This window comes from Sulfitobacter sp. (genome assembly GCF_036961165.1).
Classification (GTDB): Bacteria; Pseudomonadota; Alphaproteobacteria; order Rhodobacterales; family Rhodobacteraceae; genus Sulfitobacter.
On record NZ_JBALVJ010000080.1, the window covers coordinates 1 to 13,802 of the forward strand.

General features: G+C 57.8%; 12 protein-coding genes. All 12 read right to left on the bottom strand.

The window, feature by feature from the left end; genetic code table 11:
* Positions 1–52: 52 nt before the first annotated feature.
* The gene (locus V7730_RS19515) at positions 53–313 is read right to left on the bottom strand and encodes a c-type cytochrome (RefSeq protein ID WP_335749249.1); all 261 of its coding nucleotides are present in this window, start codon (positions 311–313) and stop codon (positions 53–55) included.
* Between the two features lie 82 nt (positions 314–395).
* Positions 396–1,220: a patatin-like phospholipase family protein gene (locus tag V7730_RS19520; protein WP_335749250.1), complete on the bottom strand. Its 825-nt coding sequence runs from the start codon at positions 1,218–1,220 to the stop codon at positions 396–398.
* Positions 1,210–1,644 carry a hypothetical protein gene (locus V7730_RS19525; RefSeq protein ID WP_335749251.1) on the bottom strand — a complete coding sequence of 145 codons (435 nt, stop codon included), beginning with the start codon at positions 1,642–1,644 and terminating at the stop codon, positions 1,210–1,212. Before V7730_RS19525 ends, V7730_RS19520 begins: the two co-directional genes overlap by 11 nt.
* Before the next feature lie 17 nt (positions 1,645–1,661).
* The gene (locus V7730_RS19530; protein ID WP_335749252.1) at positions 1,662–4,061 is read right to left on the bottom strand and encodes a copper-transporting P-type ATPase; all 2,400 of its coding nucleotides are present in this window, start codon (positions 4,059–4,061) and stop codon (positions 1,662–1,664) included.
* 19 nt (positions 4,062–4,080) lie between these two features.
* Positions 4,081–5,028, bottom strand: a complete 948-nt coding sequence (locus tag V7730_RS19535; RefSeq protein ID WP_335749253.1) for a ribose-phosphate diphosphokinase — start codon at positions 5,026–5,028, stop codon at positions 4,081–4,083.
* Positions 5,025–6,539 carry a thymidine phosphorylase family protein gene (locus V7730_RS19540; protein ID WP_335749254.1) on the bottom strand — a complete coding sequence of 505 codons (1,515 nt, stop codon included), beginning with the start codon at positions 6,537–6,539 and terminating at the stop codon, positions 5,025–5,027. The genes V7730_RS19535 and V7730_RS19540 overlap by 4 nt, the downstream gene beginning before the upstream one ends.
* Positions 6,536–7,921 carry an MBL fold metallo-hydrolase gene (locus tag V7730_RS19545; RefSeq protein ID WP_335749255.1) on the bottom strand — a complete coding sequence of 462 codons (1,386 nt, stop codon included), beginning with the start codon at positions 7,919–7,921 and terminating at the stop codon, positions 6,536–6,538. Before V7730_RS19545 ends, V7730_RS19540 begins: the two co-directional genes overlap by 4 nt.
* 97 nt (positions 7,922–8,018) lie before the next feature.
* The gene (locus tag V7730_RS19550) at positions 8,019–10,418 is read right to left on the bottom strand and encodes a xylulose 5-phosphate 3-epimerase (protein WP_335749256.1); all 2,400 of its coding nucleotides are present in this window, start codon (positions 10,416–10,418) and stop codon (positions 8,019–8,021) included.
* Positions 10,419–10,579: 161 nt separating this feature from the next.
* Positions 10,580–11,641, bottom strand: a complete 1,062-nt coding sequence (locus V7730_RS19555) for a YncE family protein (protein ID WP_335749257.1) — start codon at positions 11,639–11,641, stop codon at positions 10,580–10,582.
* Between the two features lie 466 nt (positions 11,642–12,107).
* Positions 12,108–12,416: a hypothetical protein gene (locus V7730_RS19560; RefSeq protein WP_335749258.1), complete on the bottom strand. Its 309-nt coding sequence runs from the start codon at positions 12,414–12,416 to the stop codon at positions 12,108–12,110.
* Positions 12,417–12,572: 156 nt separating this feature from the next.
* A complete protein-coding gene (locus V7730_RS19565; RefSeq protein WP_335749259.1) occupies positions 12,573–13,202 on the bottom strand; it encodes an RNA polymerase sigma factor in 630 nt (209 codons plus the stop codon).
* A gap of 52 nt (positions 13,203–13,254) precedes the next feature.
* Complete coding sequence (locus tag V7730_RS19570; protein ID WP_335749260.1) at positions 13,255–13,620, bottom strand: hypothetical protein; 366 nt, start codon at positions 13,618–13,620, stop codon at positions 13,255–13,257.
* Positions 13,621–13,802: the final 182 nt, after the last annotated feature.

Sequence of the window (13,802 nt, forward strand, 5' to 3'; positions counted from 1 at the left end):
ATCAAACATCGTTCCGCCCGTTTCCTTTGCGTCGTCCCAGTGAAAACCGATGTTAAATTTCCATCTCAGAAAAAAGACACAAAAACTTTGCGACAGAGCCCATCGGTGCATCTGTCCCACCGACCCCATTGATCGAATGACAGACGACACAGCCCTTTGACACAAATAACCTGCGGCCTTCTTCGGCATTCATTTCGGGCATCATCAGGCCGGGTGCCATCATCTCCATGGGAGTGCTATGGTTCTCAGCCAAGGAAGGCGTTGCCAGTGCCGCAACGAGAACCGCAATTGAGAATGTTTTAGTCATGGTCATGATCTATTCCCTTCAAATTTGACGATTTTGGCTTCGGACATGGCGGGTTTGTGTTTCCTTCGCTTGCGCCCCTGGGTCAGCCTTAGAATGTCCGCGCGCGAGCGCCAACTGCCGTGCATTGGCGCTTGTGAGCGAATTCCAAAACACCAACGGGCGGATCAATGACCGGGCGCACGACAAGGTCCGCAGATTTGAAACGAAGATGCGTATGTTCGTTTTGGCAAATTTCGAGCGCCCGGATCATTGCCTGAACCCCGTTGGCGGGCCTTTGCTGAACGAGGTTCGTTGCGGCATCGACAACGATGACCACATCCGCCCCGGCATCGCGGACCACATCAACCGGTGCCAGGTCGCAATAGCCTCCATCAACCAGTATGCGACCGTCGATTTCAGCGGGCGGCAAAATACCAGCCAGTGCTGCGCTTGCGTAGAGCGCGTCTGTCGCAAGACCTGATCCGAATACGACCCGCGCGCCGCTTTCAATATCTGTCGCGGTCGCAAATACTGGTATTCGGCCCGCATCGAGCGATTTGTTAAGGGTCAGCCTGGACAGAACAGCTCGACCCCAGTCGGCGGTTGGCTGTCCCACGCCCCAGCCGAAATACATCCCCGAAATGGCTTTCTGCGCGACCCTAAGATTCTTGACGTAATTGATCATTCCAGGAGCCGAAAAGTCTGGCAGCGGCGGAAACCCGGAGATATCCATGTCGATCAGAGCATCGTACCAATCCTCGTTGAGCGCGTAAGTTGCGCCAACTGCAGCACCCATCGACACGCCGACGATGAAATCCGGATAGATCCCAAGGTGATTGAGCGCCCGTAAGGCGCCCAGATGGGCAAAACCGCGCGCCCCGCCACCGGACAGGACCAGCCCCAAACGGGCCTTCTGGGCAGGTTCATGAAGCATGACTGACGCCTCCGCCTCGGCCATAGATCCACCAACCGTAAATCAGGCCGCCTACGATGGCCGGGATGACGCCTGAGAGGATGAAGAGCGCTCCGTTTTCCGGTCCACCGAAGTAGTCGAATTTCGCGTCGATGCGGCTGCAGAGCCATGCGCAGTAACTACCGACGGCGGCCATGATAGTGGCTGCCCCGATCATTGCGGCCGCGCCCGATATGCGCCCCTCAACCAGCAACAACGTTGTCGCACCGATGACTGCCCCCATTACGATTCCGCATGTGGCAGTCCAGACGGCCTTGCCGGCCAAACTGCCGCCGGGGAACAGGACCATCCCCCAGAGCAGCAAGTAGACGACCTCGGCAAGGCTGGTCAGAGCAATGGCAGTGCCGAGTACCAATGTTGTCCTTTGCTGCGCCAGTCGTTGCATTGCTTTGCCCCTTTTCTCTAGAACTTTAGACGCCGTAAGCGTAGCGCATTTAGGACGACCGAGATCGACGACGCGGACATCGCGAACGCGGCAAACATCGGGCTGATCAGAATCCCAAGGAATGGAAACAGGACACCCGCCGCCACCGGCACCCCGGCAGCGTTGTAGATCAATGCAAAGAACAGATTCTGGCGGATGTTGCGCATTGTGGCCTTCGACAAGCGACGTGCGCGCACGATCCCGTCAAGATTGCCCTTCACAAGCGTGAAACCAGCGCTTTCGATGGCCACATCGGCGCCTGTCCCCATGGCGATCCCGACATCGGCCTGCGCCAGCGCTGGTGCATCGTTCACGCCGTCACCTGCCATCGCGACCTTGTGTCCCTCGGCTTGCAGTTCCTTGATGATGCGGGCCTTGTCTTCGGGCAGAACGTCAGCGCGGATTTCATCGATCCCCAGTCGGGCTGCGACGGTTTTGGCTGTGCGCTCATTGTCGCCAGTGGCCATGATGATCCGGAAGCCCAACTCGCGCAGTGCCTTCAAGGCGGCCGGCGTCGTTTCCTTGACCGGGTCGGCCACGCTGACCAGCCCTGCAATCGCATCACCCAAGACCACGAACATTACGGTCTCGCCCTCGTCGCGCCGGGCGTTGGCCTTTTCGATCAAGGCATCCGCTTTCAGCCCTATGTCGGTGATCAGGGCAAGGTTTCCAAGCGCCACAGCCTTGCCATCCACCACGCCTTTGACACCTTTGCCGGTGACAGCTTCAAAATCCTCTGCCTTGACCATCTCTACGCCGCGTTCTTCAGCGCCACGCACGATCGCTTCGGCCAAGGCGTGTTCCGAGCCACGCTCAAGCGAGGCCGCAAGTCGCAGTACCTCGGCTTCGTCGTGACCGGGTTCTGGTAGGACCGCAACAAGACGCGGTTTGCCTTCGGTCAGGGTTCCGGTCTTGTCGACCATCAGCGTGTCAACCTTTTCAAACCGCTCCAACGCTTCGGCATTCTTGATCAGCACACCCGCCTGCGCGCCGCGCCCCGTGGCGGTCATGATCGACATTGGCGTCGCAAGGCCAAGCGCACAGGGACAAGCGATAATCAGCACGGCGACCGCAGAGATCAACCCATAGGACAAGGCGGGTTCCGTTCCCCAAAGCGCCCAGCCGATAAAGGACAAAATTGCGATCAAGATAACAGCGGGTACAAAATAGCCCGCAACCATATCGGCATATTTCTGGATCGGCGCGCGCGAGCGTTGGGCGTTTGCCACCATCTCGACTATCTGGCTTAGCATGGTATCCGCGCCGACGCGTGTCGCCGCGATGACCAGCGAACCAGTGCCATTGAGCGTCGCGCCGGTGACCGCGTCGCCTGCGACTTTCTCGACCGGGACTGGCTCACCGGAAATCATGCTTTCGTCAATTGACGAATGACCTTCGATGACGGTGCCGTCGACTGGTACTTTGTCGCCGGGGACGACCCGCACATGATCGCCGACCAATACGTCCTCTAGGGCCACTTCCTCTTCGCTACCATCGGGGCGGATCACACGGGCGGTTTTGGCCGCCATATCCAACAGCGCCCGGATCGCCTTGCCCGTGCCCTCACGCGCGCGCAACTCCATCACCTGGCCCAGCAGGACCAGTGTCACGATCACCGCCGCTGCCTCGAAATAAACCCCGACATGGCCATCCGCGCTGCGGAAGCCGTCTGGAAAGATGCCGGGCGCCAGAATGGCGACGACACTGAAGCCATATGCCGCCGAAATCCCCATCGCGATCAGGCTGAACATGTTCAGTTTTATCGTCCTAAATGAAGTCCAGCCGCGGGTGAAGAAAGGCCAACCAGACCAGAGGATCACCGGGGTGCCCAGGGCGAATTCGATCCATAGGGTGGTGCGTTCGCCAAAAATATCGCGAATCCAACCGGCGCCGACAAAGGGCGACATGGTCAGGATCAGGAGCGGAATCGTAAGCACGGCACCAACCCAGAACCGACGCGTGAAATCAACCAATTCCGGATTGGGCCCGTCTTCGAGCATTGTGGCGGATTCAAGTTCAAGGCCCATGCCGCAGATCGGACAGGAGCCGGGTTTGATCTGCCGAACTTCTGCATGCATTGGACAGGTATAGACCGCGCCGTCGAAATCTGCGGGCACGGTATCGTATACACCGCCTTTCACCGGTGCTGCCGCCGCACTGTGATCGTGAGAATGCGCGTGGTGCCCATGTCCGTGATCTTCCGCGCTGCCTTCCGGCACGAGATGCATATTACATTTCGGGCAATCGCCGGGCTCGGTCCGTCGAATTTCCGGATGCATGGGGCACGTATAGACAGGTCCGGCGAAATCTGCCGGAATGATATCGTTTTGTGGCACGGCGTCAGGCTGCGATTTTTGGGCGTGGGTGTGCTGGGTCATGTGAATTGTCCTTGCCGGATTAGTGTGTGTTTTTCGGAACGCCCTTCTGGGGGCCAGATTGCAAAAGGAATTGCCATGTCTTGGCACCTGTCGTTCTCGTGACCTTCGCCAGCAATGATCCAACCGAGATTTCGTTGCTGTCGTGAGGTATCGTGTTCGTCGTTACGATCCTGGCGGCTCCTGCGGCCAGAACGTCCTCGTAGGCTGAACCGGCGAAGACCGCATGGATGATAACACAAACTGCGGGGGCAGTCTTAAGCGCACGAAGTTGGGTCAAAGTACGTACGAGTGTTTGGCCTGAAGAGGCAATGTCATCAAGTATGACCGGCGTACCTTGCCGCAACGCATTGTTCTTGGGCAAGCTGACATCAACCGCACGATCTCCGCGCCGGATTTTGCGCAAAACCTCATGGGGGCGCTGCGTCAGCTTTGCGACTTCGGCCACCCATTGCTGGCTTTCGCTATCAGGTCCAAGCAAGACCGCGTCAGGAATGTTTTCATTGATCCAACCCGCGATGACAGGCGCGGCGGCGGCATGGGCCGCCGGGATCGAGAACAGTTGTGAAAGATCGCGATTGCGATGCAGATGTGGGTCAACAGTGACCAGCCAGTCAAAACTTTCCTGCAGGAAGGCCGCAAATGACGGGGCGCTGACCGCCTCACCGGGGTGAAACCTTTTGTCTTGCCGCATGTAGGCCAGATAGGGCGCGATCAGCCCAACGCTTTTTGCGCCAAGATCGCGCGCGGTTTCAGCCGCAAAGCGCACCGGCAAAGCCAGCCTGTCAGGGTTATGCATGGTTGCCAACAATGCCACGTCGCGTCCCGCCAGATCGGGCGGCAAGGTCACAAGACTTTCGCCATCAGGGAAATGACGCCATCCCATTTTCAAATGTTCGGCCCCAAGCATTAGAGCCAGTTCGGCGGCAAGGGGCCCCATGCCAGGGAAAGCGAGGATCACAGGTTTCATGACGCCTCCTCGATTGCAAAGGCCTGCGAGTGGTTGTCGGTATAATCATTTGCGTAAGCCAATTCGCCAGCGGTTTCGGCGTGGATTTCGAACAACGGATCGCCGGCGCTGATCCTTTCACCAATTGCGGCCTGCAAAAGCACCCCCGCCCTTTGCTGGCGTGGGGCACCGGCCAATTTAGCGATACGGGCGATCAGCCGGTTATCGATGGCGATTATCGTACCACTTTGCGCGGCAAATACGGTGGCGCGATGCAGCGCGATGCGTGGCTCATGAAACCCGCCCTGTGCCTCGCATATCGCCATGAACTTTGCCACAGCCGCACCGTTATCCAACAGGGCAGCCGCGTGGTTTCGCCCTGCCCCGGCAATACCGCCCGGCACCATGTCCAGCAACATACCGGCCAGATCAAGTGCGCGGTCGCGCAGATCAGCCGGCGCGGCCCTATCGCCTCGCAGTACCGCCAAGACGTCTTGCGCCTCAAGCGCCGGACCAATGCCGCGACCGACGGGTCCGGTTCCATCACTTTGGTGCACGCCAAGCCTCAATCCGACGGCCGCCGCGACCCCGGCTAACCGCGCTTGCAACAATTTCGCTGCATCAGAAGATCGCACCTTGGCGGTGGGGCCAACCGGCATGTCGATCAGTACATCCGTTGCGCCCACCGCCGCTTTTTTCGACAGAACACTGGCCACCAACTGGCCGGTGCTGTCGAAATCCAATGGCCTTTCAATGCGGATCAGCAGATCGTCCGCCGGGCTGAGATTGAGCTTGCCGCCCCAAACGATGCACCCGCCTTCAGCCTCAACGACCTTGCGCAAGGCCTGCGCGTCCAGATCGACAGGTGCCATGACCTCCATGGTGTCGGCAGTGCCCGCCGGTGAGGTAATCGCGCGGGACGAGGTCTTCGGGATCAGGTGTCCCGCCGCCGCGACAATAGCGACGACAATCGGTGTCGTCCGGTTGCCCGGCAGCCCGCCGACGCAGTGCTTGTCCAGCACTTGGACGTCACCCCAGTCCAGCGTATCTCCTGCCGCTTGCATTGCGCGTGTCAGCGCTGTCGTTTCGCCCAGATTCAACCGGTCACCAGCGCAAGCCGTGACAAAAGCCGCCAGATTTAGATCGGAAAGCCGGTTGTTCAGCGTATCGGCAATGATGCCGTCGAAGGCGACCCGGTCCAGTGTCTGACCATAGGCCTTGGCCCGGATCGACGAGGTCGATGCCGGCGGTTCAGAATGCGAAAACCTCGCGATCGCGCCATCGGTTGCACCCAACGCGATCCAAGCGGCTTCGGAAAGAGCGGCTGTATCTGTGCCCAACCAATCTGCACCCGAGACAACATTCAGCGTTGCGATGACCCCCCGGTCTCCCAACTCAATCTGAATACGCGTCAGGGCGGCGAACCCCTCGGAACGACAGATGTGGCAGTCTTCATGCATGTAGACCACCGGCTGGCGATAGGTGTCTATCCCGGCGCGCGACAGCGGCAGCATATCTGAGTGCTCCGTCATGTCGGCCGATCCAGACGAATGGTTTCCAGATGCTCAGGCGCGCAGGCGGGCCAACCTAGTTCGTGCTCTACGCGAAACCTTAGGGTATCCGAGGCATGGGGCTCGCCATGTGTCAGATACGTCATGCGCGGCGGTTGCTTGGCCCCCTGCATCCAGTTCAGAAGTTCATCGGCATCTGCATGGCCCGAAAAAGATTTGAGCTGGATCACCTCGGCATCAATTGGGATATCACGCCCAAAGATACGGAGCTGGCTTGCTCCGTCGACCAGGGCCGCGCCGCGCGTCCCGCCAGCCTGAAATCCCGAAAGCAAGATCGCGTTGCGGCGGTCGCCACCATAGCTGACGAGATGATGCAATATCCGTCCGCCAGTCAGCATGCCGCTGGCCGAAATGATGATCATCGGGCCGTGACGGGTGTTGAGCTCTTTGGACTCGTTTACGGTATTGACCTGTTTCGCGAGCTCGAACATGCGCTGGCAGTCTTCGGCAGAGACGTGGTGCTCTTGGTGAAACCGGTGGTAAATATCTGTCGCATTTACCGCCATCGGGCTGTTCAGGAAAGTAGGCACATATGGAATGTCGCCGCGCTTTTGCAGGCGTGCGATATGGTACATTAACCCCTGCGCACGCCCGATGGCAAAGGACGGGATCAACACCGTACCGCCACGAGCAAAAACCCGTTTCATGATCGGGGCGAGTTCAGCCTCGGCATCGACAGGGTCGTGTAAGCGGTTACCATAAGTGGATTCGCAGACCAGAACATCGGCCCCTTCAAATCGACGAGGAGGGCGCATCAGGGGATCGACCTGACGCCCCAGATCACCACTGAAATGCAACGTCGTCCCGCCAATGGACAACCGGATCTGAGCCGCGCCCAAAAGATGACCCGCCGGAATGAATGTCGCGTATATTCCATCACCAAGGTCAACAACTTTATCAAAACCCACGGTCTGGAACCGCCCCAATGCGGCCTCGGCGTCTTTCACCGTATAAAGCGGTGTTGGGTTTTTGTGCTTAGAGAAGCCTTTGCGTCGGGCATAGCGCGCTTGTTCCTCTTGAATATGGCCACTGTCTGGCAAAATGAGGCCACACAGCTCACGGCTTGCTTCCGTGCAAATAACTTTGCCCGCAAACCCCGCTCGGACCAGCGCAGGAATGTATCCTGAATGATCCAGATGCGCATGGGTCAACAGCACCGTGTCGATCATGCTCGGACGCACCGGAAACGGCCTGCGATTGCGCCGGCGCAGCTGCTTGAAGCCTTGGAATAGGCCGCAATCGACCAGAATTCGACGCTGACCTGCCTCGATCAAATAGCGCGATCCGGTGACGGTCCCGGCTGCGCCAAGAAACCGCAAAGAAGGTTGTTTGAATTGAGTCATGCGACTAACCTCCGGTTTGCTTCAACGTTCAGAAACCCGCCAAAGTCCGATGCCAAAAGCGGGAATGCGCTGTCTTGTGCCAAATGAATAACCGCCATCATCGTGAAGCCTCCATTTTTGTGTCAGGGTGCGTGAGAACCTCCGGTACGCCCTGCCCATCTAACGCCGCCACTTCATCAGGACTGAGAAATTCTTCGCGCGACAGCCCACAGACCCGGGCCGCCGCATCGGTGGCATGCGCCCAGGTGCAACGGTTGGCAAACAACATGCCGGGCACATCAAGCGTGCCGCCCCGCGAAATATACCCAAGCGCAATGGTCGAATGCGGGCCCGCGTCGATACGCCGGAGTAACCCAAGCATGGGCTCAGGTCGCGTGTGGGTTAGAATGACCCGCGCCAACCCTTTGGGAAACAAAGATTCAAGCGCAGCGTCGCTGGCAGTATAAGATGCCTCAAGCGGATCGCGCGGAGTACGAAAGCGCGCAGGCTCTGTTATGGCGGTCACGCAGGCGGCAACGCCGTGATCCTCAAGCCTTCGGCAGGCTTTCAAGGCTTCGGACAGTTGATAGGCACCGATCGCGACGAATTGCACCTTTGCGGACGCCAGATCACCCGTAATATGGCCGCCACCATCAGCAATCATCTGTTCGGCGTGCGCGCCTGAAACCCTATGCGGCAGATCGCGTTTGGATACGATCAGACAGGCAATTCCCCCGCGTTGTGAATACACTGACTTAAGACCCGCCAAAGCGGAATTTGCATCAAACGGAAACAGCACCCGCGCGGTGTCTGACATCTCACCCAGCAGTGCTTCGCCGATGGTTGGGTCTTGATGCGATTGCTCGTTCTTGGCATTTTCCCATGTGTGCGAAGTTACAATCAAGGGCACCGATATCCACCGTGGGGCATGGCCTAGTTCACGCTGGCGGCGAGCAAAAATTATGTCCTGCCGCAATCCCCCCAGCATCTTCATGGCGAAGGCTTCGTAGCTGACAATCAGATTTAGCCCGCCCTTGTTGCCAAGCGCGGCGGCAGCAATAGCTTCCTCGTTCAGCGCGGTGATCACTTTTCCGTCCACCGCTTCGGAGTTGCCCAATTCAGGGGAGTTCACCCGATGCTGCAACTTGCCCAGCGTTGCTCCCATGTGGTTGCTGCGCAACTCGTCCGGGTTACCTAGCCGCACCCGCAATTCTGGATTTGCCTCGATGAGCGCGACAAACCAACGGTCAAGCGCGTGCATCGCACACGCGGGTTTAGCCTCGGGACGCGCCCATTCTGGGTCCGGCAGAACTGGTGCATCTGGATTTCTGTGCGCCAGCGCATGTTGGCTTTCAAGAACCCTGTTTTGCTCTTCGTGCGTTGCGAGCGTCGCAACCGCATTTTTTATTTCTGGCGCTGGAATAAAGAGCTTGCCTGCCGAACGGTTGAAAGCGGCGCGCGCGGCGCTGTCAAATCGTGGATTGGATTGCAACGGCAGATTATGCGCCGCGTTGGTTCCTGCGCCGTAGAACCCATATCCTTTGACGGTTTCAGCAATAACATAGGGCAGCCGCGCAGGGTAACGATGGTCAGGATCGGCAGAGAACCGCGTGAGCATACCTTCGGCTTTCAGGATGCCCCAAGCTATTGAAGCAGGATCACCCCCGTCCACCCGAATCGGTTCAAACCCATTGTGCCGCAAGTCCTTAGCAAACCACGAAGCACCACCACTGCGGGCGATTTCGGTTCGTTCTTCAATACGTCGGCCATTCAGGATCATGACAGGAACCGCAAATCCGCTGTCCTCTGCGCGCCACCATCTGGGGGACCAGTCGGAGCCTCTTTGCTCTTCAAATGCGCCGTCGCTCAGAAACGCCACCAGCCGTTCACCCGGCAATGGCATGTGAATATATTGCAATCCCGCAAAGCCGAGGTATCCACCTTCCAAGATAGCACCGGCCGTGTTCGGTCCCGCATGGCTTCCAAGTGGCACTGCAGGGGTACCTTGGGCAGTGATCGCGTGCGAGTAGAAATCTTTCACCAGACGGGAAAGTCCCGCCTCGGACCCGCCATAGTGCCCCTTCTGTGCCGGCGAGACATCCCCCGTCAGACTATTGACAGCTTCGATGGCTGCCACGCAGTGGCCCTGCCCCATCAGCCAGCTTCGAGTCACGCCGGACAAAGCGTTTGCCAACAGATAGCCAACATAAGCCGGGACCATGTTCAAGGACCCGCCAGTATGGCCTTCCGGGGTATCTTTGAAGGCGTCAGCAGGCAACGGTGCCCCGCTTAGATCGACCCGATTGGCATAGGTCATATGCACGACGGTCCACATAGCTGCCGAACACAGGGCGTCGGCGGCTTCTATCATGCGGAATAAGTCGGTTGCACGATCGGGCTTAACCAAAAGGGCACCTTCGGCAAGCTGCTCTATACGGGCAACGGTCTCCGGTTTGCGCCGGAGAGGACCCCGCCCCTCTCGCCATGCTTCGCGCGTGTTCGGAATACTGGTCTGCATCACGGATACCCTTTCAGTTCCTGTAGACCTGAGCACAGATCGTCCGCACTGAGCGTCGCGCGCGCCCACGCAAGAAGAGGTGTGGCCAAAATCAAAAAGATAAAAATATTTGCCATGATCAATGTCCTTTCACAGTGGAAAAGGGTGCCGCCTAGAATTCATTAAGGGAGCGCCACCATCTGATGCCCTTCTCCTTCGACCTGGAAATCGCCGACAGCGGCCAGCGTCGCCTCATCGACGATCCAGACCATTGGTTCCGCCCGAGACAAGACATAAAATGTGCCGGTTCCGGGGATGTTGGTCAGGTGATAGGGTTCGGGGGACAGAGGCGAGAAGGTGACGGCCCCAGTAGCCAACGCAACCGCCGCAATCTTGTCTTCGCCACGACCGGCGACAAACAAGGTCGCGCGATCATCCGACAGATCCAGCCCATGCAACTCGCCACCGATGGCAAAGCTGCGTGTAACGGTGCCATCTTTCAGCGACAATTCAATCACGTCGCCCGCATCTGCGTCCGCCGCATAAAGCATAGCCTTATCAGGGTCGATGACGAAGTGTTCGGGCGCAATGCCGGCCACCATGTTGCGCCGGACGATCCCGCGGTCCAGATCGACTTCGCTGACCGTTCCATTGCCCGCGTTCGAGACATAGACAACGCCGGGATCTGACCCGAAGGCTGCATAGTTGGGCATACTGCCCGTCGGCACGAAAGCTGTCAGCGTGAAGGTCGTCAGGTCGATAACGGAAATCCCGTCACCCGAAGGATGTGCCACCACGGCAAAACGGCCATCCGGCGAAACAGCGGTATGGTGCACTGCCCCTGGAACCTCGATCCGACGAATAATCTCGCCCGTTGCCGCGTCCAGAACGCTGAGAATGCTGATACCCGCGTCTGCCGGCCCAATCTGTATATTCTCAGGTTTCGCATGATGCGCTACGTGCTCATCTTCGGAAACTCCTTCGGGCTGGGTCAGCTCAGCAATTTCCGCACGGTCGGTTTCGGCATAGCTGCCCGCGACGAGATATGGCACGCCAACGGCACCGGAGGGGCCGTGAACCGCCTCAAGCCCGGTTATCCGCTTGATCGTCTCACCAGTTGCGGCATCAATCATCCGCACGGTGTCGGCACTGCCCTCCGGTATAAAGACGATGGGTTGAGCGACCGCCATCGCGGTCGTCATCAGTAAAGCCGCAGTTGCGGTTGTGAAAATTCTGAACATCATTATTGGTCCTTCAATGTGCTTGCGGGGTTCCTGGCGGAGTATTTCACCCGCGCCAAAGATGTGATTTCAGCCCGCCGTCGGAGGGAGTGCCCTGCAAGCAAGAGGGACAGGCCAACTGCCAGAAAAAGCATAATGAATGTCATGTCAGGTCTCCTTAAATTCTGGGGGTCAGTAGAAATAACCGGGTTCAACAGGGTCAGTGCGCGCCACAACAACCTTTTGGCTGCACATCAGATGTGTCCTTGGTTACATTTTCACGCTTCACCGGTGCCGGCTTTGCGCCGTGTTCAACGGCAGAGATTTTCGGGGCGCCCGCTGACGACCCGCAGCAACAGCCATCTTGTTTCGGTTCAGCGTTTGTGGTCTGAGAGTGCGTCTTCGTTTGCATGTTTATGTCCTCCATCAGGAATTGGCTTCTATATAAGTAGACGCTCGGAGCGGTCAGACATTACAGACTGCGCGCCACTCAAATTTCTGGATCACCCTTCAGATGGCAGTCACACCCTGCCAGACCGTGTTCTGGGCAGATCATCCGCATCTCACCAAACCGGTCCTTCAGACTTTGCCGCCCTGAGTCGAGATACTTTGTCACCTCGCTCAAGCTGAACCCCAGCGTGTCTGCAACCGACTGGGGAGACACCCCTTCAACATCGATCGCGCGAACAACCATTGCCTGTTCCGGCTGTAACGTCGGCAAAAGCAGATCAAGGCAGTCGCATATCAGCGCTTCAAGTTCGTCGTCGCTTATTTGATCTGGCCTACCCGGCAATTTCACGAGTGAACTTCCTAGATTGCTTTGAGACGAGCCTTTCGGTGCGCGGTTTCAGCCCACGTTGAAACAGTGGTCCCAAGGGAACATCGCGGCGGCCAATCATTGGCACTTCCCAACTCGTGTCGTTGATGATCTGAAGACGCACGTTGTGACTGATCCTTACATTTCGGCCACTGATTCAGCCCGGCGCGGGATCGACAAGGACGGTATAGCGCGAGAATGATCACAGTCGCATTGCATGAATCGGCCGTCGCCACAGATCGGGCAGATCTCGGCGATCTTTTCTTTTAACGCGGCTTTGATCCGATGAATCCGCACTCCCAAGGCATTCAGGCTAATCCCCAATTCATTTGCGACCGCTTTGCGCGGTTGGTCCTGCAATTCCAGGCGCGTCAGCAATTTGGACTGTGCTGGTTCTAACTTCTGCATCGCTGCAGCAACGCAACTACAGGCTGGTTCCTCAAATTCTTCCATCCCTGACGCCAGAACCTTGACCTCAATGGCATACGCTTCGGCCCCCCTATTTCGGGTTGCCCGGCGCCTATAGTGATCGATGAGGGTATGGCGCAGCGCAGTTCCCAGCCAAGCATCCAGTCGCTCACCGCTCTTGACCGAGGCGTGACTGCGCAGCACTTTGACGCAGAAATCCTGAAAGACATCCTCGGCATCCTGCGGCGAATTCAGCCGTTTGCGAAGAAACCCCAGGAGATTACCATGGCACTCGATGAGTTTTTTCTCGGCGTCACGACGCGAGACTTCTGTTTTCAGCCTTTTTGATTCAGCGAACATTTCTCGCTCCTTTCACATGGTTTAAAGCAGCACCAGAAACCGGTGCTGGCGGTTATATCTGTGACAGAATGCGAGGCGGATGGAACGGCAGGTATCCGGAGATGGATGAGTGGTAACCCGTTACTGGAGAGAAATCGGGCGCACTATCGAAACTTGCCAAAAGAATTTCGCTGCTGGGCATGATCACCAGAGTGCAGCTATGTCCGACATGACATTTCGTGTCTGGCGCAGGCAGCGTCGAGCCGTGATCTGCGACATCAGTGTCAGACATTGAAGCCACGGCAGGGTGTGAGAACAGAACGCGATGATTGATGTCTGGTGACATCGCCAAGGCAGAGACAAGTATGGCCAAGATCGCGACGGCGATTGTCACCGCGCGCATCCCAACAACCCATTTTGTCTGCTTTGATTTAAACATGCGTCCATTCTTTTCTTGCCTAGCGTATTTACACCTAGCCCTCCGGACGAATGTGTTCGTTGATTTGTGTCAATCTTCGAGGTCTTCATCTTGCCGCGCCGCTGCACGGGGCACTGACCTCTCTGTTTGTGTCAATCGCAGAGCAATAATGGGCCAAGTCGCGGCGAAAAAAGGGGCCCTTC